Origin of the sequence: Salinigranum marinum (assembly GCF_024228675.1) — an archaeon.
Classification (GTDB): domain Archaea; phylum Halobacteriota; class Halobacteria; order Halobacteriales; family Haloferacaceae; genus Salinigranum; species Salinigranum marinum.
On the sequence record NZ_CP100461.1, the window covers coordinates 2,504,349 to 2,524,462 of the forward strand.

Annotated in this window: 19 protein-coding genes and 1 pseudogene; 13 read left to right on the forward strand and 7 right to left on the reverse strand. The window is 66.6% G+C overall.

The window, feature by feature from the left end; translation table 11 throughout:
* Nucleotides 1-24: 24 nt before the first annotated feature.
* Together NKJ07_RS12415 and NKJ07_RS12420 are read left to right on the forward strand one after the other, a co-directional pair.
* On the forward strand, nucleotides 25-360 hold the full coding sequence (locus NKJ07_RS12415) for a DUF7344 domain-containing protein (protein ID WP_318567134.1): 336 nt from the start codon (nucleotides 25-27) through the stop codon (nucleotides 358-360).
* A gap of 321 nt (nucleotides 361-681) precedes the next feature.
* Complete coding sequence (locus tag NKJ07_RS12420; protein ID WP_318567135.1) at nucleotides 682-1,272, forward strand: 50S ribosomal protein L15e; 591 nt, start codon at nucleotides 682-684, stop codon at nucleotides 1,270-1,272.
* 570 nt (nucleotides 1,273-1,842) lie between these two features.
* On the opposite strand, the gene NKJ07_RS12425 is transcribed toward NKJ07_RS12420, so the two are convergent.
* Nucleotides 1,843-2,574, reverse strand: coding sequence for a fumarylacetoacetate hydrolase family protein (locus NKJ07_RS12425; protein ID WP_318567136.1), 732 nt, complete (start codon nucleotides 2,572-2,574; stop codon nucleotides 1,843-1,845).
* A 240-nt stretch (nucleotides 2,575-2,814) separates the two neighbouring features.
* Here NKJ07_RS12425 and NKJ07_RS12430 point away from each other — a divergent pair, with 240 nt between their 5' ends.
* Nucleotides 2,815-3,000 (forward strand): hypothetical protein, encoded by a 186-nt coding sequence (locus NKJ07_RS12430; protein ID WP_318567137.1) that lies wholly within the window; start codon nucleotides 2,815-2,817, stop codon nucleotides 2,998-3,000.
* 10 nt (nucleotides 3,001-3,010) lie between these two features.
* On the opposite strand, the gene NKJ07_RS12435 is transcribed toward NKJ07_RS12430, so the two are convergent.
* Complete coding sequence (locus NKJ07_RS12435) at nucleotides 3,011-3,208, reverse strand: hypothetical protein (protein WP_318567138.1); 198 nt, start codon at nucleotides 3,206-3,208, stop codon at nucleotides 3,011-3,013.
* Nucleotides 3,209-3,424: 216 nt separating this feature from the next.
* On the opposite strand from NKJ07_RS12435, the gene NKJ07_RS12440 reads away from it, so the two are divergent.
* The 5 genes from NKJ07_RS12440 (at nucleotide 3,425) to NKJ07_RS12460 (ending at nucleotide 8,859) form a co-directional block, all read left to right on the forward strand.
* Entirely contained in the window at nucleotides 3,425-4,720 is a 1,296-nt protein-coding gene (locus NKJ07_RS12440) for a hypothetical protein (protein ID WP_318567139.1), read from the forward strand.
* 1 nt (nucleotide 4,721) lies between these two features.
* Nucleotides 4,722-5,543 carry an ABC transporter permease gene (locus NKJ07_RS12445; protein WP_318567140.1) on the forward strand — a complete coding sequence of 274 codons (822 nt, stop codon included), beginning with the start codon at nucleotides 4,722-4,724 and terminating at the stop codon, nucleotides 5,541-5,543.
* Between the two features lies 1 nt (nucleotide 5,544).
* Nucleotides 5,545-6,336 (forward strand): ABC transporter ATP-binding protein, encoded by a 792-nt coding sequence (locus NKJ07_RS12450; protein ID WP_318567141.1) that lies wholly within the window; start codon nucleotides 5,545-5,547, stop codon nucleotides 6,334-6,336.
* Nucleotide 6,337: 1 nt separating this feature from the next.
* A complete protein-coding gene (locus NKJ07_RS12455) occupies nucleotides 6,338-7,195 on the forward strand; it encodes an ABC transporter permease (RefSeq protein ID WP_318567142.1) in 858 nt (285 codons plus the stop codon).
* Nucleotides 7,196-7,278: 83 nt separating this feature from the next.
* The gene (locus NKJ07_RS12460; RefSeq protein WP_318567143.1) at nucleotides 7,279-8,859 is read left to right on the forward strand and encodes a TCP-1/cpn60 chaperonin family protein; all 1,581 of its coding nucleotides are present in this window, start codon (nucleotides 7,279-7,281) and stop codon (nucleotides 8,857-8,859) included.
* Nucleotides 8,860-8,876: 17 nt separating this feature from the next.
* Here the strand turns inward: NKJ07_RS12460 and NKJ07_RS12465 are convergent, their stop codons facing one another.
* The 3 genes from NKJ07_RS12465 to dgoD all read right to left on the reverse strand — a co-directional run bounded on the left by NKJ07_RS12465 (nucleotide 8,877) and on the right by dgoD (nucleotide 11,966).
* Nucleotides 8,877-9,554, reverse strand: coding sequence for a class II aldolase/adducin family protein (locus tag NKJ07_RS12465; protein WP_318567144.1), 678 nt, complete (start codon nucleotides 9,552-9,554; stop codon nucleotides 8,877-8,879).
* A 432-nt stretch (nucleotides 9,555-9,986) separates the two neighbouring features.
* The gene (locus tag NKJ07_RS12470; protein ID WP_318567145.1) at nucleotides 9,987-10,739 is read right to left on the reverse strand and encodes an IclR family transcriptional regulator; all 753 of its coding nucleotides are present in this window, start codon (nucleotides 10,737-10,739) and stop codon (nucleotides 9,987-9,989) included.
* A gap of 75 nt (nucleotides 10,740-10,814) precedes the next feature.
* On the reverse strand, nucleotides 10,815-11,966 hold the full coding sequence (gene dgoD / locus NKJ07_RS12475; RefSeq protein WP_318567146.1) for a galactonate dehydratase: 1,152 nt from the start codon (nucleotides 11,964-11,966) through the stop codon (nucleotides 10,815-10,817).
* A 423-nt stretch (nucleotides 11,967-12,389) separates the two neighbouring features.
* On the opposite strand from dgoD, the gene NKJ07_RS12480 reads away from it, so the two are divergent.
* Entirely contained in the window at nucleotides 12,390-13,127 is a 738-nt protein-coding gene (locus NKJ07_RS12480; protein ID WP_318567147.1) for a hypothetical protein, read from the forward strand.
* Nucleotides 13,128-13,172: 45 nt separating this feature from the next.
* On the forward strand, nucleotides 13,173-13,982 hold the full coding sequence (ubaA, locus tag NKJ07_RS12485) for an SAMP-activating enzyme E1 (RefSeq protein ID WP_318567148.1): 810 nt from the start codon (nucleotides 13,173-13,175) through the stop codon (nucleotides 13,980-13,982).
* A gap of 37 nt (nucleotides 13,983-14,019) precedes the next feature.
* Here ubaA and NKJ07_RS12490 read toward each other — a convergent pair whose 3' ends face one another.
* The gene (locus NKJ07_RS12490) at nucleotides 14,020-15,609 is read right to left on the reverse strand and encodes a methyl-accepting chemotaxis protein (protein WP_318567149.1); all 1,590 of its coding nucleotides are present in this window, start codon (nucleotides 15,607-15,609) and stop codon (nucleotides 14,020-14,022) included.
* Between the two features lie 180 nt (nucleotides 15,610-15,789).
* Between NKJ07_RS12490 and NKJ07_RS12495 the strand changes: the two genes are divergently transcribed.
* The 3 genes and pseudogenes from NKJ07_RS12495 (at nucleotide 15,790) to NKJ07_RS24590 (ending at nucleotide 18,402) form a co-directional block, all read left to right on the forward strand.
* Nucleotides 15,790-16,932 carry a guanosine monophosphate reductase gene (locus NKJ07_RS12495; RefSeq protein WP_318567150.1) on the forward strand — a complete coding sequence of 381 codons (1,143 nt, stop codon included), beginning with the start codon at nucleotides 15,790-15,792 and terminating at the stop codon, nucleotides 16,930-16,932.
* A gap of 85 nt (nucleotides 16,933-17,017) precedes the next feature.
* On the forward strand, nucleotides 17,018-17,329 hold the full coding sequence (locus NKJ07_RS12500; protein WP_318567151.1) for a MoaD/ThiS family protein: 312 nt from the start codon (nucleotides 17,018-17,020) through the stop codon (nucleotides 17,327-17,329).
* A 60-nt stretch (nucleotides 17,330-17,389) separates the two neighbouring features.
* Nucleotides 17,390-18,402, forward strand: a pseudogene (locus NKJ07_RS24590) (DUF7972 family membrane protein).
* A 39-nt stretch (nucleotides 18,403-18,441) separates the two neighbouring features.
* Here NKJ07_RS24590 and NKJ07_RS12510 read toward each other — a convergent pair.
* Complete coding sequence (locus NKJ07_RS12510; RefSeq protein ID WP_318567153.1) at nucleotides 18,442-19,749, reverse strand: acetamidase/formamidase family protein; 1,308 nt, start codon at nucleotides 19,747-19,749, stop codon at nucleotides 18,442-18,444.
* Nucleotides 19,750-20,114: the final 365 nt, after the last annotated feature.

Here is a 20,114-nt window from a genome sequence, read left to right on the forward strand (position 1 = left end):
CGTACCGATCGAGTGAGAGTCACTATGTCCTCCAATGCCCCGCCGTCACACACGCCGCTTCCGACAGCCGAGACGGGCCTGACGCCCGGCGAACTGTTCGGCGTGCTCACGGAGCGTCAGCGCCGCCGCGTGCTCCACGCGCTCCACGGACGGGACGGAGCGACCGATTGCGAGTCGCTCGCGGCGACGATCACCGACGACGACGAGAGCGAGCGCCGAACCGCGGTCGAGTTGCACCACCTGGTGCTCCCGAGGCTCGACCAGGCTGACCTCGTTCGTCTCTCCGATGGCGGTGGCGTCACCCTCACGGACGGCGGCCGGTCGGTCACCGAGTGGCTCGAGTCCGTCGCACCCCGCTGACGCGTCTGCCCGACGACACGCCGCGGGCCCGCTGACGCCTCCCCCCTCCGTGCCGGGTCGTGCAGTGTCTCCCTTTGCCGCGGTCGCGACGAGAGTGACGCGGCCGTGGTCCCGAGAGACACGGTAGCAAGCGCGCCGAGCGGCGGTTTCGAAGTTCTTAACACCGTCACCACGGAACTCACGGTAACTCGCTGGTCTGCGGGACGCCAGTGGGCACCCGCGACCGCCCGAACGCGGCACGGGACGAAATGTGACGGGGGAGACACCACGTCTCCGGGAGGCGAGAGCCGACGTCGAATCGCAAGCGCCCGCGGTGACAACATGGCACGAAGCTTCTACTCACACATCAAGGAAGCCTGGCGGACCCCGAAGGAGGGGAAACTCGCCGAGCTACAGTGGCAGCGAAAACAGGAGTGGCGCGACCAGGGTGCGATCGTCCGCATCGACCGCCCTACCAGACTGGACAAAGCGCGCGAACTCGGCTACAAGGCCAAGCAGGGCATCACAGTCGTACGCGTCGCCGTCCGCAAAGGGAACGCCCGCAAACAGCGACACAAGGCCGGCCGCCGCTCGAAGCGCCAGGGCGTCAACCGCATCGGCCGCCGCAAGAACATCCAGCGGATCGCCGAGGAGCGCGCCGCGCGCAAACACCCCAACATGCGCGTGCTCAACTCCTACTGGGTCGGTGAGGACGGCTCACAGAAGTGGCACGAGATCATCCTCGTGGATCCCGAACACCCCGCGATCGAGAACGACGCGGACCTCAACTGGATCTGCGACGACAGCCACCGAGGCCGCGCCTTCCGCGGACTGACCAACGCCGGCAAAGCCAACCGCGGGCTCACCAACCGCGGGAAAGGCACGGAGCACGTGCGCCCGAGCCAGGGCGCGAGCCGACGCCGCGGCAAGTAACCCCACGAACCCACGCCGCGGCACCCAACGGCCGTCAATTACTGTTTTGATCGAAGTCAGGACGGACTCACTTTCCCGTCGTGAGCGGGTGCACCGCCGGTGCAGCAGGGATGCGCCTCGAACCGGACTCGAAAGAACCATTTCGACATAATCAGTTACACTATTCGATGATGACAACAGTGGATGATTGAAGTCGCATAACCAGAACGATATCGGTCGTCAAAAAGAGAAATTTTTAATCCGTTTTTATGTCTTTGTTTATTTGACTGTGCCGTTTCCGTAGCGAAGAAAAATAGTTCGAACGAGCAGCTCGGTTCAGTAGAGAGCGACAATATGTCGACTCTCGGCGGGTTGAGCGTCGGAATTCGAACACAGCGATCGACGGCACCACGGGAACGAGTTGTCTAATTACTTTAGTTCGGACTACGGAATCAGAGGCTCGCAACCGACTCACTCGGCCCGTCACACGTCGCCGACGATCGGGAGCACTACTGCTGACGGTGGAGCCTCTAGCCTCGGGTGAGGGCGGACCGAGACGAGACCAGGGCCGTGTACGGTCGAATCGACCGCTCAGACGACACGGATGTCGTGTTCGAGCGTGCCGACACCCTCGACCTCGATCTCGACGTGGTCGCCGTCGGAGAGCGGCCCGACACCTTCCGGGGTGCCCGTCGAAACGACGTCGCCCGGTTCGAGCGTCACGTACGAGGTGATCTCCGCGACGAGTTCGGGGATCGAGAAGATCAGGTGTTCGATCGACGAGTCCTGCCGCGTCTCGCCGTTGACTCGTGAGGTGACGCGTGCATCGTCAGGCACGTGCTCCGGCGTTGCCATGACGGGCCCCATGGGTGCGGAGTTGTCGAACGCCTTGCCGCGGACCCAGTTCTGCTCGACGTTCTGGTCGTCGCGGTTCGAGATGTCGTTCACACAGGTGAACCCTCTGATGACGTCCATCGCGTCCTCCTCGGCGACGTTCCGGCAGTGTCGGTCGATGATCACACCCAGTTCCGCCTCGTACTCGACGAGGTCCTTGCCGGAGGGAAGGGTTACCGTGTCGCCGTGAGCGGCGAGGGCGTTCGGCGGTTTCAGAAACAGCGACGGTCTATCGGGGAGTTCAACGTCTTTCTCCGCGGCGTGTTCGAGGTAGTTCCATCCCACGCAGACGATCTTGCTCGGCTCGGTCGGGGGCAGATACGTCACGTCCTCGGGGTTGTACAGTTGGCCACCGAACTCGATTCCGTCTTCGGTCAGTGTTCCAACCCGATTTGAGCCAGCCTCGTCTCTGAATCTCACGCGTCGCATACCACTCTCGATTCGTTTACAGTATATAAATGCGGTGTATTCAGAAACGGTTGCTGGTTTCACAGCACCGGGCCAGTCCGGGCTCGATCGGCGCCGTGACCTGCCGGACCGGCACCCGGTTGCGAAGGATCGATCCGCGGACCACAACTATTAATCAACGGAGTCGCCAGATGAGGGTATGCGGGCCGAAACACACAGAACGGACGCATCACCGGTGCGCGAGCGACATCGAAACGGCCGATGCCGATGAACGACCGACTCTCCTCGGGCCGGTTCCTCGTGACGACCGTCTTCCTCGACCTCCTCATCCTCGCGGGGGCCTACAGCGAGGCGCTCCCGTTCGGGGTTTCCGAGCCGCTGGTAGCGTTCGGACTATTCGTCGTCTCGCCGGCCATCGCGTACGTCGTCGCGAGAACGACCGAGTGAAAGTGACCGATCAGTTCGGCAGCGCCGCCGACGGCCCCGAGAAGCGCTCCCAGAGGTCGTCGAGGAGTTCGTACAGTCTGAGCGTGAGCAGGAAGTAGCCGAACGCGATGATCTTCGCGGTGTTCGGCGTGTACGCCTGCTGGAAGGCGACGAACAACACGACGCCGACGAGTAGGATGATGCCGAGGTTGAGCACTGTGCGTAGCATGATGGCGTGTGGCAATGCTACGTACGACCGTTGATAAATGTTCCGCTCACGCCGGCAGTGTCGGACCCGACACGCCCGCTCGCGACCGGGTGGCGAGAGTAGTTACTCGGGAGCGAGTCAGAGTTACGCGTAGCGGGTTCCAGCGGCCCGATTGGGGCAGAACAGGGCGTACATTATACCAAGTTTTATGTAATGATAGTGAGTGTGAGTCCTTGTATGGCAGATAGTGACAGCCCACGCGGCAGTGAGGCCTCTCTGACCGAATCGAACGAGACAGTCGACGGCGACGCGAACGAGAGCTGGAAGCGACGGAAGCTGATGAAGGCGGGCGCGGTGGCCAGTGCAGGGGTTCTCGGGGCGGCGGCCGGATGTACGAGCAGCCCCGACAGCGGTGGCGACGGCGGGAGCGGTGACGGCGGCAGCGGCGGTGACGGCGGCAGCGGCGGTGACGGCGGGAACGGTGGCGACTCCAGTGGGAGCCAGGAGTCACGGACGACGGTCCGGTTGCTGCTCGCGCCGACCGGCTTCCAGGGGATCATCATGGACTACCTGGCGAACGACACCGAGATCCTCAGCGACTACTTCTCCGACGAGGACCTCGAGGTAGAGGTCTCCCGGAGCTGGGAGGGTGCGGCCATCTTCACCTCCGGCGGGGCGGACTTCGAGACGTTCGGGTCGCTGGAGGCCGCGAAGCTTGCCGGCGAGCGGGACATCCCGCTTGCGGTCAACGCGAACCTCGCGCCCCAGATCATGCAGGTGGTCGGCGAGAAGGGCGGGCCGTACGACCCGGCGAACTCCGGGAGCCCGCAGGCGTCGATGGATCGGCTGGCCGAACAACAGGACGTCTTCGCGCTCGGTGGCTGGGGTGGCGGCACCGGAATCATGATGCCGATGGTCGTCCAGGAGGCGTTCGGCTACACGTTCACCGACGACGAGTCGAGCGACTTCGAGAACATCAGAACGGCCGAGTACTCGGCCGTTCCCCCGCTCGTCGAGAACGGCGACGTGGCCATGGGGACGAGTTCCCCGATCCACGGCGCGTCGCCGTTCATGGCACCGGCGGAGTACAACGACGAGGAGCCGACGGTGACCAGTCTCTACGGCTGCGGGAGCATCGTCGCGGATCTCGAAGGGTTCAACGCGCCACAGCTCAACTCCTGGACCTGCTCGCAGGACTACGCCTCGCAGTACCCCGGCTCGCCGCGGGGGATCGTCCGAGCGTTCAGCGACGGACTCACGTGGCTGTACGAGGACCCGATCGGACGGATCGAGGGCGACGACGAACACCTCAACCAGCTGGGCCTCGAGAACATGGATCAGGCCCAGTACGTCCTCGACTGGGGGATCAACCTCTCGCTGGACAACGAACTCCCGGTCGTCTACGAGGACATCGAGCTCACGGATCAGTTCGTCGAGGAGGACAAGAACTTCCTCCGCACGGCCCAGGACGTCGGGTTCCTGACGGAGGGCTGGGAGGAGAACCTCGAGTACCGCCAGATCACAGCCGAGTAGCATGAGTACACAGACACCGAATCGCGTCGTCAACGTCGTGCCAGACGTGCTGCTGGAACATCGAGGGGTGGTATTCCTCGAGTCCATCTTCGTGCTCGTGTTGGTCTGGCAACTGCTGTACGCCGCGCTCCCGACGTTCGCCGAGGCGTTCGTCTCCCCCGGCGAGGTCGTCGCTGCGACGTACGAACTGCTCGTGAGCATGGTGTGGGTCGAACACTGGATCGCCAGCCTCACCCACGTCGCCTACGGCTTCGGGATCGCGCTCGTCGCCGGGACGGTGCTCGGCATCGTCGTCGGCTGGTGGGACTTCTGGGAGAAGGCGTTCCAGGACTACCTCACGATCGGGATCGCCATCCCCTCGCTGTTCGTGGCGATCTTCTCGGCGATGTGGTTCGGGCTGGGGTCGACGACGCCCGCGGCAGCGGCCGCGATCGTTGCGACGCCCTATCTCGCGATGAACGTGTACGGCGGCATCAACAACATCGACAATGACCTGCTGGCGATGTCCAGTGCCTTTGGCGTGTCGCGGTTGCGCGTGATCCGCCGTGTCATCGTCCAGTCGGTGCTTCCCGACTGGTTCGCCGGCATTCGGTACGCGCTGGCGCTGAGCTGGAAGATCGCCAGCCTCGCCGAGTACATTGCCGCGGAGGAGGGGATCGGCTTTATGATCCGGTTCGAGATGCGGGTGCTCGACCTCGCCGGCGTCATGTCGTGGGTCGTCTTCTTCACCATCTTCCTGCTCTTCTTGGAGTACGGGGTACTCGCACAGATCGAGAAACGCGTCTTCGCCTGGCGGCAGGACAACTCCATCGGGTGGTCCTAACATGAGTTCAGAAACGATCGATACGACGGTCGACGGCACAATCACATCGGAGACAGCAGGCTCGATTCACATCGAGGGCCTGACCAAGGAGTTCGACACCTCGGAGGGCCGCGAGCTGGTCTTCGAGGACATCAACGTCGACATCGAACCGAGCAGTTTCGTCTGCCTCCTCGGGAAGTCGGGGAGCGGGAAGTCGACGATGCTGAACATCGTCAGCGGGATCCTCGAACCCACGGCCGGACAGGTCCGGTTCGAGACGGCCGACGGCACCGGAGACGTCACGCTCGGTCACGTCTTCCAGTCGCCGCGGCTGATGCCGTGGGACACGAACCTCCAGAACATCGAGTTCGTCAACGAGGGGAACCCCGACTACGACGACGACGCCGGGCGGAAGTACCTCGACCTCGTCGGGCTGTCGGGCCACTACAACAAGTTCCCGGGGCAGCTCTCCGGCGGCCAGCAGCAACGGGTCGGTATCGCGCGGGCGCTGAGCGTGGACCCCGAGGTGCTGCTGATGGACGAGCCGTTCAGCAACCTCGACGAGATCACCGCCGAGGAGCTCCGGACGGAGCTCATCAGCATCTGGTCGGAGCTCAACAAGACGGTCTTCTTCGTCACCCACGACATGACGGAGGCGATCCAGCTCGCCGACCGGCTGTTGATGCTCGGCGAGGGGCGGATCTACGGCGACCTCGAAGTACCGCTCGAACGGCCGCGGCGTGTCGACACCGACGAGTTCCTCCGGTTCCGCCAGAAGGCGATCGACACGTTCCACTCGATCGACGAGGAGTAAGATGGCGAGCAAGTCGAAACTCGGCCGGTTCAACGTTCAGATCCTCTCCGGCGACCTCGAGTCGCTGCTGACCGGCGGCTTCGCGCGAGTGATCGGCATTGCGGTCGGGTTCGCGCTCTGGTCCGTGCTCGCGATGCAGTTCCCGCGCGAGCTACTGCCGACGCCCTCGGAGACGCTGCTTCTGGCGTGGGGACTGGTCGCCGACGGGACCGGGTGGATACACATCGCCACGACGTTCCAGTCGCTGTTCTGGGCGTTCACCTTCGCGATGCTCCTCGGCGGGACGCTCGGGATCCTGATGGGCATCAATAGCTACAGTCAGAACTTCTTCACCCCGTACGTCAACATCGGGCTGTCGATCCCCGGGCTTGCGTGGGCGGCGACCACGTTCTTGGTGTTCACCTACTCCGCGACGGCGCTCGGGACCCTGCGCTTTACGCCCGTGCTCGCGGCGACGTTGACCGTGTTCCCCTACATCGCGATCAACATCTGGAAGGGCGTCGAGAACATCGACCACGACCTCCTCCGGATGGCCGACGCGTTCTCGATCTCGCGTCCACGGATGCTCTGGCGGATCATCCTCCCGAACATCGCGCCGCAGATCTTCTCTGCGATCCGGTTCGGGCTCGCGATCGGCTGGAAGGTCACCATCATCGCCGAACTGTTCGCCGGGTCGGCCGGCATCGGATTCAAGCTCGAACACGCCTACCAGGTCTACCAGTACGAGGAGGCCTGGGCGTGGGCGGCGCTGTTCCTCATCATCATCGTGCTCATCGAGTACGGCGTGTTCAAGCCGATCGAACGGCGCGCGTTCGCGTGGCGGACCGACGTCGAACTCAGCAACATCGGAGGGCGGTGAGGCGGCGAGCCCGCCCGCTGCGCACCGACCCGTTCCGACACTCGAAACATACCCTTATTTGCGATCCGCTCCCACTCGAAGCCATGTCCAGCGACTCATCCACCCGATCCCCGGTTGAATCGATCCTCAACGAGGAGGTCACCGCGCGGTTCGACGATCGCGCCAGGAGCCGCGTGTTCCGGAGCGTCCAGGACGTCGTCGACGTCGTCGGGACGACTATCGGTCCGTACGGCCGAGACAAGCTCATCGTCAACAACGGCGGGAACGTCTCCGTGACCAACGACGCGGCGACGATCCTCCGGAACCTCCACCTAACCGATCCCGTCGCGCGCGTGATCGGCGACCTGGCGAACAGCCAGATCTTCAACGCCGGCGACGGGACGACGACGACGATCCTGTTTGCCGGCGCGCTCCTCGACCGCGCGGCTGACCTCGGCGAGCGTGGCCTCCACCCCACGACGATCATCCGAGGGTACGAACACGCGAGCGACGTCGCGCTCGACCGACTGCGGGCGGTCGCGACGACGCACGACATCGCCGACCGTTCGGTGGCGCTCGACGTCGCCGAGACGACGCTCCGCGGGACGAACGCCACCCAACTGCACGGACCGCTCGCCGAACTCGCCGTCGACGCCGTCGAGCGAGTCACCGACGGCTACGACGTAGACCTCGACGCGATCCGGCTCCGGACGGCGCTCGGCCGGGACCTGGCCGACTCGCACCTCGTCGAGGGTGGGACCATCGAGGGGGCCCCGGCGGGCGAGCCTGCCGACCACCCGACCGGGGCGGTCACGCTGGCGCTGCTCGACGACGAGGTGACACCGAACGAGGCCAGCCGCGACGTCTCGATCGCCGCCGAGGACGCCGAGACTCTCTCGGCGTTCGTCGACGCCGAGCGGAGCCGGACGGCCGGGCTGGCCGACGCGATCAGCGCGCTGGGAGTCGATCTCCTCGTCTGCACCGGCGGCGTCGACGACGCGGTCCGGTCGCGACTCGCGAAGCGCGAGACAACCTGCCTCTCGACCGTGAGCGGCCCGGATATGCGGTTCCTCTCGCGGGCGCTCGGACTCCCCCCGCGGACGAGCGTCGACGACCTCGACCCCGACGCCGTCAGCGAGGCCGTCGTCGCGTACGACCGCGCGAACGGCCGAACGACGCTGACGACGACCGATCCCGGGGCCGTGACCGTCCAGCTGTTCGGGCAGACCGAGGCGTACCTCGACGAGATCGACAACACCGTCTCAGACGCGATCGAGGTCGTCGCCCGGGTTGCGAGCGACGGCCGGATACTGGCCGGCGGCGGTGCGCCCGAGATGGCGATGGCGACCCGCGTGCGGTCGGACGCGACCGGCGTCGACGGGCGCGAACAGCTCGCCGCGTTGGCGTTCGCCGACGCGCTCGAAACCGTCCCGCGGTCGATCGCGACCAACGCCGGGTTCGACGCCACGGACGTCCTCCTGTCGCTCCGATCGGCACACGCCACGGGTCAGGAGACGGCGGGCGTCGACGTAGAGACGGGAGCCGTCGGGGACACGGCCGCGGCCGGCGTGCGGGAGCCGTTCGTCGTCAAGCGGTACGCGGTGACCCACGCCGTCGAGGCGGTGCGGACGCTGCTGCGTATCGACGGCATCGTCGAGGCGAAAGAGATCGAGCCGACGACGTAACGGCGGTCGGCCGGCGGTTAGAGTTTGGTGAAGTAGTAGTCGAGCGTCTTGACGATCTGTGACTCGCTGAGCATGTTGTCGACGTTCCGTTCGACGAGGTGTTCGGGCAGATACCACGGCTCGCCGACCGTCGCCTGCTTGTAGAGCAGTTCCGCGTTGTACTCCGCCTTGAGACATTTCGCGACGACCTCGGAGACGCTCTCGCCGACGACGACCGCGCCGTGGCCGCGGAGCAACACGACGTCGTCGTCGCCGAGCGCGTCGGCGAGATCCTGGGCCTCGGCTTCGGTCGTGACCAGCATGCCGCCCTCATCGTGATAGTCCTCGAAGACCGAGAACGCGTCGGCCTGCACCACCCCGTTCGGGTGGACGGGGCGCTGTGGGATCCCGAGGCTGGAGAGGAGCGTCATGTATGGCGCGTGGTGGTGACAGACGGCCTCGACGTCGGGCCGATTCCGGAACGCTTGTGTGTGGATCGGCGTCTCTCCGGGCGCGCTCTCGGGGTAGTCGGTGGACGTCAGGTCGACCTCGATGTAGTCGCGCATCGTCGTCGTCCCCGGGCTGGCGAACGCGTTGATCCAGACCCGGTCGGGGTCGTCACGCCGCGCGCTCAGGTGACCGTGTTCGTCGAAGAGACCGGCCTTGTCGAGTAGTCGGCAACCGAGAACGAGCTCCTGCTTGGTTTGGACAACCATCGATCGTTGTATTCGTACCCCGTCGAATAAACTTTGCCGTCCCGGTCGCCACCGACAATCGAGGCGAGCGAACCCGGGGCGTGAAAAGGCTCAGGTCACGTCGGAGACATCGACTGCACGGAACCAGGGCTGGATCGCTGTGGGTCGGTCGTGTCCGAGGTTCCGCAGATATTTGATATCGTGAAACGATATCGGGAGGAGACGGTCGCAGGTGCCGGAACGTCGAGTCGATTCCGCGACCGCGTCCGGAACGGGGGGACGAACGGTTCGGGGTCACGAAAGCGAGCGAACGTATGACATTTTCGTCCATTATATTGAAAGATCGTAGAGGAAGGTCGCCGATCGGCTGACGTTCGAAGACGACACGACTCCGTCGTGTCGCGTCGGGACCGATCCTCTCCGAGTAGCGTTTGGAAATGTCAAAACACGGCGTCAGAGCTCGTGACGGACCCGCTTGGCGGCGCTGACGATCAGTCCGGCGACGTCCTGTTGGAGCCCCTTCCCGCCGATCCGCTCCTTCGGCCCCGACACCGTGAGGGAGGCCACGAGTCGGTCGTCGGCCGTGATGGGGGCCGCCACGCCGTAGTGGTCCGGGTGGTGCTCGCCACGGGTGAACGCGAGCCCCTGCTGTCGGATCATCCTGAGTTCGTCGCCGAGGGCGTCCCGGTCGGTGATGGTCTTCTCGGTGAACGACTCCGTCCCGTACGCCCGGTAGATCGACTCGACGCTGTCGGCGTCGAGTTGGGCGAAGATCGCCTTACCCGCGGCGGTGGTGTGAAGCGGGAGCCGGTCGCCCGGGGAGAGGTCATCGTGGGCCGGACGGTCGCCGGTGGCGGTGTAGAGAACGACGGCGTAGCCACACTCGAAGGCAGCAACGGTGACCCGTTCACCCGTCGTCGCCGCCAGTTCGTCGACGATATCGACGGCCGAGTCGTCCAGCCCGATCCGACGGCGTGCAGCCCCCGCGAGGGCGAGAAACCGTGAGCCGACGTGGTACTTGTCGTCCCATCGAACGACGTAGCCCATCTCTTCGAGGGTCGTGAGGTGGTGATGCGTCGTCGCCTTCGAGAGCGAGAGCGCGTCGGCGACCTCCGAGACACCCGCGCCGTCCAGTTCCACGAGCAGTTCGAGAACCCGGAAGCTCTTCTTCGTCGTTCCGACTGGGTTCTTCGCAGTTGGCATCATGTGACACTCGGGGCGACGTGCGCCCGGCTCATAAATCTGTTTGATCTTTCCAAATAGTTTGTGCCGGGTTCCCGACTACCAGTGCGCGACGCTTCCGTCCTCGTGGTGCCAGAGCGGGCTGTGCCACGAGAGGTCCTCCGTGGCCTCCGCACGGACGGTCGCTTCGTCCACCTCGATCCCCAGCCCGGGGGTGTCCGAGACGGTCAGGTACCCGTCGGCGAGTTCGAAGTAGTCGGGGTTCGAGAGGTAGCGGTAGAAGCTGTTGTCCGCCCTGTTCTGGAGTTCGTTGTGCAGTTCCTGCGAGACGAGGTTCTGTGAGGCCATGTGGAGGTGGAGTGCGGCGGCGAAAGCGACCGGGCCGACGGAGCACTTCGGCATGACCGGGACATCGAACGCCTCGGCCATGTCCGCGATCTTCCGGATCTCCGTGATCCCGCCCGCGTGAGTGATCGCCGGCTGGACGATGTCGGCGACGCCGGCCGTGAGGACCTGTTTGAAGTCCCAGCGTGAGTACCGCCGCTGGCCGGTCGCGATCGAGGTTCGCGTCTGGTGACGGAGTTGGCCGAGCGCGTCGTCGTACTCCGGGAGGAGTGGCTCCTCGATGAACATCAGATCGTGGTCGTCCAGCACCGCCGCGAGTTGGCGAGCGACAGGTTTGCTGACGCGCCCACGGAAGTCGACGGCGATGTCGATGTCGTCCCCCACTGCCTCGCGAACGCGGCGGAGGCGTTCGTCGGCCGACTTGCGGACGTGGCGGGTCTCGATCCGCGCCGGTCGAACGTTGATCATCAGCTCGACAACGCTAAAGCCCAGTTCGGCCGCCTCGGCCGCCGAATCCGCGAGTTCGGCGGGGCGGTCGCCGCTGAGCCACTTGTACGCGTGGATCTTCTCGCGGACGGGGCCACCGAGCAGCTCGTAAACCGGGACGCCCTCGTACCGCCCGTTGATGTCCCACAGCGCCTGGTCGATACAGGCGATCGCCCCCATCAGGATCGGCCCGCCACGGGAGTGTTCGCCGTGGTACATCCGCTGCCAGAGGCGCTCGATCCGGCGCGGATCCTCGCCCAGGACGTACGTGTCGAGCAGGTCGCCGACCGCCGCACAGACGGTCTGTTCCCGCCCCTCGGTGGCTGGTTCACCCCACCCGACTACACCCTCGTCCGTTTCGAGTCTGAGGAACAGCCACCGCGGCGGAACCCGGAACAGTTCGTACCCAGTTACCTTCATACTCCGACGATGCCGAACCAACAGTATAAGCCTTGGGAGCGACCGCGATCGACCACAAAAGGCGTTACATGTGTACTTCTGTAATATGATGCGATCGAGCTTCTGGACGAGCGAGAAAGAATCCAATATTAATTGTGCCTATTTTTTTGCTACTCGTTTATTTTTGTTTATAATTTATGTATTTTTCTTTATTCTCACTATAATAGCTTTTTTTTGTTCTATTATCGCCTCAATACTAATTTTGCCATCTTTCTCTTATAGAAAGGAAACCTATTTTACGTATTTAATTGTAATAGCGCTCGGTGGTGAGCGGGTGGGTTTCGCCGGGGCGTGACAATATCTCTCCCGGGACGATGACAGACGTCGACGCCGCACGGCGTCGCACGTGAGAGGCTTTTTAGGCACCCTCACATGAATCCCGGTATGGCGTTAGAGCCGGGTCTCGTCGAACCGCGCCGGGCCGGGCCGCCGTTCGCCGTCGGGGTGTTGGCCGTGCTCGGGGCGTTGCCGGCCGTCACGGCGCTGGAGCCGCTCGCGGCTGCACCGCGGTGGCTGGTCGTAGTAGTCGTCATCACCGTCGGGGTCGTCGGTGTCGGCGTCGCGGCCGCGGTCGGCTCCGTCCTCGCGCGCGACATCGGCTTCCGAGCGCTCGGGACCGACCGCCTCCCCGGGACGGGCCTGCGCGCGTACCGACTGCCGGCGGTCGTCGGCGTCGCGGTTGCCGTCGTCACGCTCGGCATCCACGCCGTCGCGGTCGCCGTCGGTGTCGATCCGGGTCCGCCGAGCCGGTGGGTCGGAGACGGCTCGTTCGCCGTCGTCGCGAGCGTCGCCGGCGGGACCGTCGCCGAACTCGTCCTCCGGTTCGGCGTCATGACGTTCGTGGTCTGGACCGCGTGGACGTACCGGCCGGCGATCGATCGGAGCGTGACACCGACGAGCGCCTGGGCGGGGGTGCTGGTCGCGGCCGCCCTGGGCGGCTGTGCGGCGGTCCCCGTGGCGATCGCCGACGGAGTCGGCCCGGCCGGCGTCGCCATCGCCGCCGCCGTGCCGTTCGTCGGCGGCGTGGTGTTCGGGCTGCTCTACTGGCGGTACGACCTCGCCGCAGCCGTGGTCGCCCACGCGGTCGCGAGCCTCCTGTGGGCGCTCGCCGCGACGATCTGACCCGGCCGCCGGAGACTTATATCCGCCCGCGACGAACCGTCCTGCATGAGCCTCTCTCTCGACGCGACACAGTTGGACCGCTACTCGCGACACATCATCATGGACGAGGTGGGGCCGGAGGGACAGAAACGGCTCCTCGACGGGAGCGTCCTGGTCGTCGGAGCGGGCGGGCTCGGTGCGCCGGTCATTCAGTATCTCGCGGCCGCCGGCGTCGGCCGACTGGGCGTCGTCGACGACGACGTCGTCGAGCGGTCGAACCTCCAGCGGCAGGTCATCCACGCCGACGCCGACGTGGGCGTCCCGAAAGTCGAGAGCGCGCGGCGGTTCATCGAACGGCTCAACCCCGACGTCACGGTCGAGACGTACGAGACGCGGCTCGACAGCGCGAACGTGGAAGTCGTCGACGAGTACGACCTCGTCGTCGACGCCTCCGACAACTTCCCGACGCGCTACCTGGTGAACGACTACTGTCAACTCACGGAGACGCCGCTCGTCCACGGCTCGATCTACAAGTTCGAGGGCCAGGCGACCACGATCCTCCCGGGCGGGCCGTGTTATCGCTGTCTGTTCCCGGAGGCACCCGAACCGGGGACGGTGCCCGACTGCGCGACGACCGGCGTCCTCGGCGTCCTCCCGGGGACGGTCGGCTGTATCCAGGCGACCGAAACGGTCAAACTCCTCCTCGAAGCGGGCGAGACGCTCGACGGTCGACTGCTGTTTTACGACGCGATGGACATGACGTTCGAGACGGTCCCGTACCGAAGAAACCCCGACTGCCCCGTCTGCGGGGACGACCCCATCGAGAGCGTCGCGGACGTCGAGTACACCGGTGGGTGTACCGTGGGCGGCCACTGACGCGGCGGAGCGTGCGCCAAGACGACGAGCGCGGCCCTCAGCGTCCGAACGGCCCACCGTCCGCGCGCGCAGTCGCACCCGCTGTCTCGCCGGCCGCGTCCTCCCGTCCACGGAGTCGGTCGACTTTCGCCTGCAGGTCCTCGATGGCGACCGTCTGGTGACTGGTCGCGTCGGTGATCCGCGTCGAGGCGGCCTCCGTCTCGTCGGCCCGCTCGCGGACCGTCTGGATCGTCGTCGTCACCTCCTCGATGTTCGTCGCCTGCCCGTCGGTCGCACGGGCGACCTCCTGTACGCCGTTGGCGGCGGCGTCGGCCGCCTCGCCGATCTCGGTCAGCGACCCGAGGACCTCGCTTATCTCCCCCGAGGCGACCTCGATCTGGTCGTGGGAGGCCTCGCTCGCCGCGACCGTCTCGTCGGCCTGTGCCTGGATCTCCTCGATGCTCGAGGCGATCTCCTCCGTGTGTTCGTGCGTCTGGTTCGCCAGCTGTTTCACCTCGTCGGCGACGACCGAGAAGCCGTCGCCGGCCTCGCCCGCGCGGGCGGCCTCGATGTTGGCGTTGAGCGCGAGGAGGTTCGTTCGGTCTGCGACCTCCGCGATCACCTCGACGACCTCCTCGATCGCCCCCATCCGATCTTGGAGTTCGACGACGCTTTCGAGCAGGTCGTCGGAGATGTCGATGACGGCGTCGGTCGCTTCGCGCACGCTCTCGCCCGCAGCCTGCCCCTCGTCGGCGGCGGTGCGTGCCTGCTCGGCCGCCGAGGCGACCTCGTCGGAGGTGGCGGCGATCTCCTCCATCGACGCCGAGAGGTCCTGCATCTCCTCGGCCCCGCGCGCGAGGAGGTCGTTCTGGTCGTGGACCTGTGATTCGATCTCGCCGGCCGCGTCGGCGGCGTGATCGATCGCGTCGCTCAGCGTGCCGGCGGTCTGGTCCACCTCGGCAGTGAGCGTCTCGAACCGTGCGGTCATCTCGTTGAACTCGTCGAGGATGTCCAGAAGTTCGTCCGGGAGCACGTCGTGTTCGTCATCGAACCGCGCGCGGTCGCCGAGGTTGCCGGCGGCGACCGAGCGGATGGTCCGGCCGAGTTCGTCGACGAGTGCCTGCGTCTGTTGGCTCTTCTGGACCGCGTCGGTCCGGTCGTGAACCACCTCGACGACGCCCACGAGTTCGTCGCCGTCGAACAGCGGCATGGCGTTGAACGTGATGTGTCGGTCGACGCCGTGGCGGTCCGTCATGACGCTGCTGTCGACGTAGAGCCGCGAGTCGCCATCCATGCGGTCGAGGCCGAACTCGCGGTCGGCGTCGTCGGGGTGGGCGAGCTTGTCGGCGAGCGTCTCCGCCCGCCGGCCGTCGGGGTAAAACGCCTCGCTGACGTGTTCGGTCCCGAGTGCGTCCGCCGCCTGGACGCCCGTGAGCCGCTCGATCGCGGCGTTCCACACGACGACGCGACCGTCGGCGTCGAGCGCGAAGAGGGGCGTGCCGACCCCGTCGAGCAGTTGGGCGACGTCGAACGCACGTATCCCGGCCGCGACCGTCGCCCGGTCGTCGGTCTGGACGCCGCCGTCGGGTACGGCGTCGGAGTCCCCCAACCAGGGCAGTCTGAGCCGTTCCAGGAGTGCGTCGAGCATACCGAGGCGGACACGGATAGGTAACATAAGTCCTCGCCGCCCGTACTCAACTCTGAGAATCGAGTCGGGTCGAGACGCCCGACAGGCCCTCACGACAGGCGCTCGATCGGCGATCGTGAGTGCGGGCCCGATGTCAACAGATATATATTCCACGATCGCCTCGCTTGTCGAGGTCACACAATGGAACTCAGAGAGGGACTCTCGTACGGCGACGTGCTCGTCGTTCCACAGCGCTCGCCGGTCGACAGTCGGAGCGACGTCGATCTGACGACGAACCTCACGCCGGATATCGAACTGGCAGCCCCGGTGCTGTCCGCACCGATGGACACCGTCACCGAGACCGAGACGGCGGTCGCCCTCGACGCCGTCGGCGGCTTCGGGACGATCCACCGCTTCGTGAGCGTCGACGAACAGGCCGCGATGGTTCGGGGGGCGACCGAGGCCGGCGCGCGGGTCGGCGCGGCCGTCGGTATCGACGAGGACTACCTGACGCGCGCGGCGGCCGTCCTCGACGCCGGCGCGGACTGCGTGGTCGTCGACGTCGCACACGGCCACATGGAACGCTGTCTCGACGCGGTCGAGCGGATCGACGACGAGTTCGACGCGGAGATCGTCGCGGGCAACGTCGTCACGCCCGCGGGCGTCGAAGACCTCGCCGCCGCCGGCGCCGATGGCGTCAAAGTCGGCGTCGGCCCCGGATCGCACTGCACCACGCGGACGGTCACGGGCGCCGGGATGCCGCAGTTGACCGCCGTGGACGACTGCGCCGAGGCGGCCGCGGATCTCGACGTCTGTATCGTCGCCGACGGCGGGATCCGGACGTCCGGCGACGCGGTGAAGGCGCTCGTCGCCGGTGCCGACACGGTGATGCTGGGGAGTTTCTTCGCCGGCACCGACGAGGCTCCGGGGGAGGCGGTCGTCGTCGACGGCCAGCGGTACAAACGATCCCGCGGGATGTCGACCACCGCGGCCAACGAGGCCCGGACGGACAAACGGGAGAACAGCCCGGGCGCGGACGAGGGCGTCGAGGCGCTGACGCCCCACACCGGACCGCTCGAACCGCGGACGACCGAGTTCCTGTGGGGGATCCGCTCGGGGCTGTCGTACTGCGGCGGCCACAGCATCGCGGAGGCGCGCGCGGACGCGGTGTTCGTCCGTGTCTCCCCCAGCGCCGTCGAGCGCGAGGGGGCCCACGGCGTCCGGGTCGACGAGAGCCGGGGACGCGAACACGACGGCGTGACCGGACCGGCGGAGAACACCGCGAGCGACGACTCCGACGGCGAGCCCCAGCGAACCAACGGCAGGCTGGCGGCGAACCGGTGACCGACGCCGTCGTGCCGACTCGGGCGCAGTCTGCGCTCGCCGACGACCACCAACGGTCAAGAGCGTCCCTGCCGCACACACCGTTATGGACGTACGCGTGACGCTCTACGGACCGCTCCGGGGAGTGACGGGGACGAAAACCGTCGACCTGGCGGTCGAGGCCGGCGAGCGTGAGGCCGGCGACACGAAGACCGGCGACGGGGACGCGACCCCGCCGACCGTCGACGACGTGGTCCGGGCGTTCGTGGAGCGGTACCCGCGATCGCGGGGACAACTCCTCACCGACGACGGGCCGGTCCGGCCGAGCGTCCGGGTGTTGTGCGACGGCGAACGGCGGCCGCTCACGGCGCGCGTGACGGGTGAGGTCTCGCTGTTCCCCGCGATGCGCGGCGGCTGAGGGTGGGGAGAGGTAACGAACCGCCACCAGTTACCACCCACGGCGCCAACCGGCGGCCGAATGGCGACGCGCCTGGACGACGCGCGGTTCGAGTTCGCCGTCGAGTGGTACGCCCTGAAGTACCGACCGAGCGAGTGGTTCCTCCTCAGCGGCAGCCGACTCGCCGTCACCGGCCTCGGCCTGCTCGTCGTCTCCGCGACGGTCTGGACCGCCGTCGCGACGGGGCTCTCACCGCTCGAACGACAGACGCCGATCCTCTACCTCCTGTTCGCGTTGATCAGTGGGAACTTCACGCTCATCACCATCGTCATCTCGATCAGTCAGTTCGTCCTCGCGCGCCACCTCGAATCGCCGGGCGAGATCCGCGAGAAGATGGACGAGATGGTGCAGTACCGACGGGAGGTGGGCGCGACGACCACCAGCGCGTCGTCCCGATCGCCCCCTCGGAGTTCGTGCTCCTGCTGTTCCGCAGCATCGACCCGAAAGGTGAGGCGCTTTCGGCGGAACTGGCCGCAGACGAGGCGGCGTCGCCCGAGTCGGAGCGACTCGTGGCCGAGGTCGACGCGCTCGTCGCGGGACTCGACGAACACGTCGAGTACGTGATCGCGCACCTCACCCGACCGAACACTGGACTCAACTACGCGCTGTTCGCCACGCTGAACGCGGAGTACGAGCGGTACATCTACGGCGCGTGGCGGCTCCGAACCGAACACGCCGACGCCCTGCCCGAGGCGGTCGTCGACGCGCTCGACGGCCTCGTCGAGGGCCTCGAACAGGTCGACGTCGCCAGGCGGATGTTCAAGACCGCCTTCATCCAGTCCGAACTCGCCGCGCTCTCGCGCACCCTCCTCTACATCGGGATCCCGGTCCAGGTCGGCACCGTCGTCCTGATGCTCCTGTTCACCGCGCCGGCGGGCACCGCCGTCGCGCCCGCGACGCACCGGCTCCTCATCCCGACGGTCGTGACCGTCGGCTTCGCCCCGATCATCCTGCTCGCGGCGTACATCCTCCGGCTCGCGACGATCGCAAAGCGCACCGCCTCGATGTACCCGTTCACGAACCAGCTCGACTGAGGCGGCGGACGGCAGCGAGTAGTCGGCTCGGCCGGGCCGTCAGCGTCCGTACTGATCGCGGACCAGGTGGCCGAGACCGCGTGCGTCCAGTCGGTCCATCGGCGCGAGCATCGTGAGCTGGACGACCCCCGGCAGACGGCCGATCTCGACGCCACCAGTGAACGTACACCGGGCGCGGATCTCCCCCTCGGACATGTCCAAGAGCGCCCCGGCGCGCTCGAAGGCGTTGTCGGTCGCGTCGTTGATCGTCGCGCCGCTGCCGATCACCTGGATCGGCCCCACGTCCTCGACGAGGTCGACGTCGTACTCCGCGGCGAGCGCCCGGCCCGCCGCCAGTTCGTCGTCGCTGTACGGCTGGGCGATCTGCGGGAGGTCCTCCCGGTTCGGCAGGAGGAGCGGGCCGTCGATGCCCAACCCCTTGATGACCTCGACGTCGATCGTCGCCCGGCCGCTGACGTCGGTCGTGTGCAAGGAGAGTTCACCGTCGCCCTGGTTGGCGTGCATGTCGCCGACGTAGACGCCGCCGCCGTCGACCTTCACCGGACAGACGAGGATGGCTCCGTCGCGGACCGCGTTGATGTCCATGTGGCCGTCCGTCCTGTCTTCGAGTTCCGCCTCGCTCGAAAGCCCCCAGTCGTGCTCGGCCCCGATCAGGAACTGGCCGAAGTCGCCGGCGTTGTGCGAGTCGGGGAGTTCGATCGGGGGAGTGGTGCCGATGTTGCCGATGAAGGGCCGGAGGTGGCCGAGCGTACCCGGCATCTCCGAGGGCTTGTAGAGGAGGATGGGGTGCTGACGGGAGTTCTCGGGTAGCGCCATCGCCTCGTCGGCCCGCTCGGCGAGGTCGTCTGCGCCCTCCGGGCCGACGGTCAGCCCCACGGTCCGGTCGTCGTCGAAGACGACGGTGTAGCCGTACTCGAAGCCGAACGAGGAGGCGTTCGCCCCGCATTCGGCGCACCTGATGGCCTCCTCACCCGTCCCCTCGACGACGCTCTCGGGCCACGCCGTGCCGCACTCGGGGCACTTGTGGTCGACGAACGGGTCGGAGCCGAACGCCCCCTCGTGTTCGGCCATGCTGCCCGTCGACGTCGCGATCGACGTGACCTCGACGTCGCGGATGTGGAGCGCGACGGCGTCGCCCACCTCGGCACCCTCGACGCGGATCGGGTTCGTCACCTCGTGGCCGCCGCGGAACGAGGGAGTGATCATCGGCCCCCAGCACGCCGGCGGTGTGTGTGTCCGGATCGTCCCGCCGTCGGCGACCGTCCCCGCCCACTCCTGGTCGGGGCCGACGAGACCGAGCGTGTACTGGTCGACGTCGAGTTCCTGTTGGACCTCTCGTTGTGCCATGTGTTGTGTAGGGCCGTGTGTGGTATTAACTATCTGGCCACGCGGTGTCGCGTCTCCGGCCCGTCCCGCCGCCTGCGCCGCGGCCGCGCTCCGAGGGGATAGCGCGTATCCGTGGCGGACGGGAGACGGCACGCGAGCGGCACGCGGTGTGCGACAAGCGGCCGCACACCTCCCCGACCAGTGGCACGGCCGGTGGCGCGTGGCGTCGCCGCTCCGTCCGGCGATCCGCCCAAGGGACGACCGGGCGAGTGAGTGGAACGAACGAGCGAAGGAGTCAGCTGGGGAGGTCTTCGTGAGCAGCGCGGCACGTTCCGTGTCCTGTTGGCCGTACGGGGTGGGCTCGGCCGCCCCGTAGAGGAGTCTCC

Coding starts and splice junctions, on each gene's coding strand:
- NKJ07_RS12415 (WP_318567134.1), top strand. CDS start 25: ATGTCCTCCAATGCCCCGCCGTCACACACGCCGCTTCCGACAGCCGAG.
- NKJ07_RS12420 (WP_318567135.1), top strand. CDS start 682: ATGGCACGAAGCTTCTACTCACACATCAAGGAAGCCTGGCGGACCCCG.
- NKJ07_RS12425 (WP_318567136.1), bottom strand. CDS start 2,574: ATGCGACGCGTGAGATTCAGAGACGAGGCTGGCTCAAATCGGGTTGGA.
- NKJ07_RS12430 (WP_318567137.1), top strand. CDS start 2,815: ATGCCGATGAACGACCGACTCTCCTCGGGCCGGTTCCTCGTGACGACC.
- NKJ07_RS12435 (WP_318567138.1), bottom strand. CDS start 3,208: ATGCTACGCACAGTGCTCAACCTCGGCATCATCCTACTCGTCGGCGTC.
- NKJ07_RS12440 (WP_318567139.1), top strand. CDS start 3,425: ATGGCAGATAGTGACAGCCCACGCGGCAGTGAGGCCTCTCTGACCGAA.
- NKJ07_RS12445 (WP_318567140.1), top strand. CDS start 4,722: ATGAGTACACAGACACCGAATCGCGTCGTCAACGTCGTGCCAGACGTG.
- NKJ07_RS12450 (WP_318567141.1), top strand. CDS start 5,545: ATGAGTTCAGAAACGATCGATACGACGGTCGACGGCACAATCACATCG.
- NKJ07_RS12455 (WP_318567142.1), top strand. CDS start 6,338: ATGGCGAGCAAGTCGAAACTCGGCCGGTTCAACGTTCAGATCCTCTCC.
- NKJ07_RS12460 (WP_318567143.1), top strand. CDS start 7,279: ATGTCCAGCGACTCATCCACCCGATCCCCGGTTGAATCGATCCTCAAC.
- NKJ07_RS12465 (WP_318567144.1), bottom strand. CDS start 9,554: ATGGTTGTCCAAACCAAGCAGGAGCTCGTTCTCGGTTGCCGACTACTC.
- NKJ07_RS12470 (WP_318567145.1), bottom strand. CDS start 10,739: ATGATGCCAACTGCGAAGAACCCAGTCGGAACGACGAAGAAGAGCTTC.
- dgoD (WP_318567146.1), bottom strand. CDS start 11,966: ATGAAGGTAACTGGGTACGAACTGTTCCGGGTTCCGCCGCGGTGGCTG.
- NKJ07_RS12480 (WP_318567147.1), top strand. CDS start 12,390: ATGGCGTTAGAGCCGGGTCTCGTCGAACCGCGCCGGGCCGGGCCGCCG.
- ubaA (WP_318567148.1), top strand. CDS start 13,173: ATGAGCCTCTCTCTCGACGCGACACAGTTGGACCGCTACTCGCGACAC.
- NKJ07_RS12490 (WP_318567149.1), bottom strand. CDS start 15,609: ATGCTCGACGCACTCCTGGAACGGCTCAGACTGCCCTGGTTGGGGGAC.
- NKJ07_RS12495 (WP_318567150.1), top strand. CDS start 15,790: ATGGAACTCAGAGAGGGACTCTCGTACGGCGACGTGCTCGTCGTTCCA.
- NKJ07_RS12500 (WP_318567151.1), top strand. CDS start 17,018: ATGGACGTACGCGTGACGCTCTACGGACCGCTCCGGGGAGTGACGGGG.
- NKJ07_RS12510 (WP_318567153.1), bottom strand. CDS start 19,749: ATGGCACAACGAGAGGTCCAACAGGAACTCGACGTCGACCAGTACACG.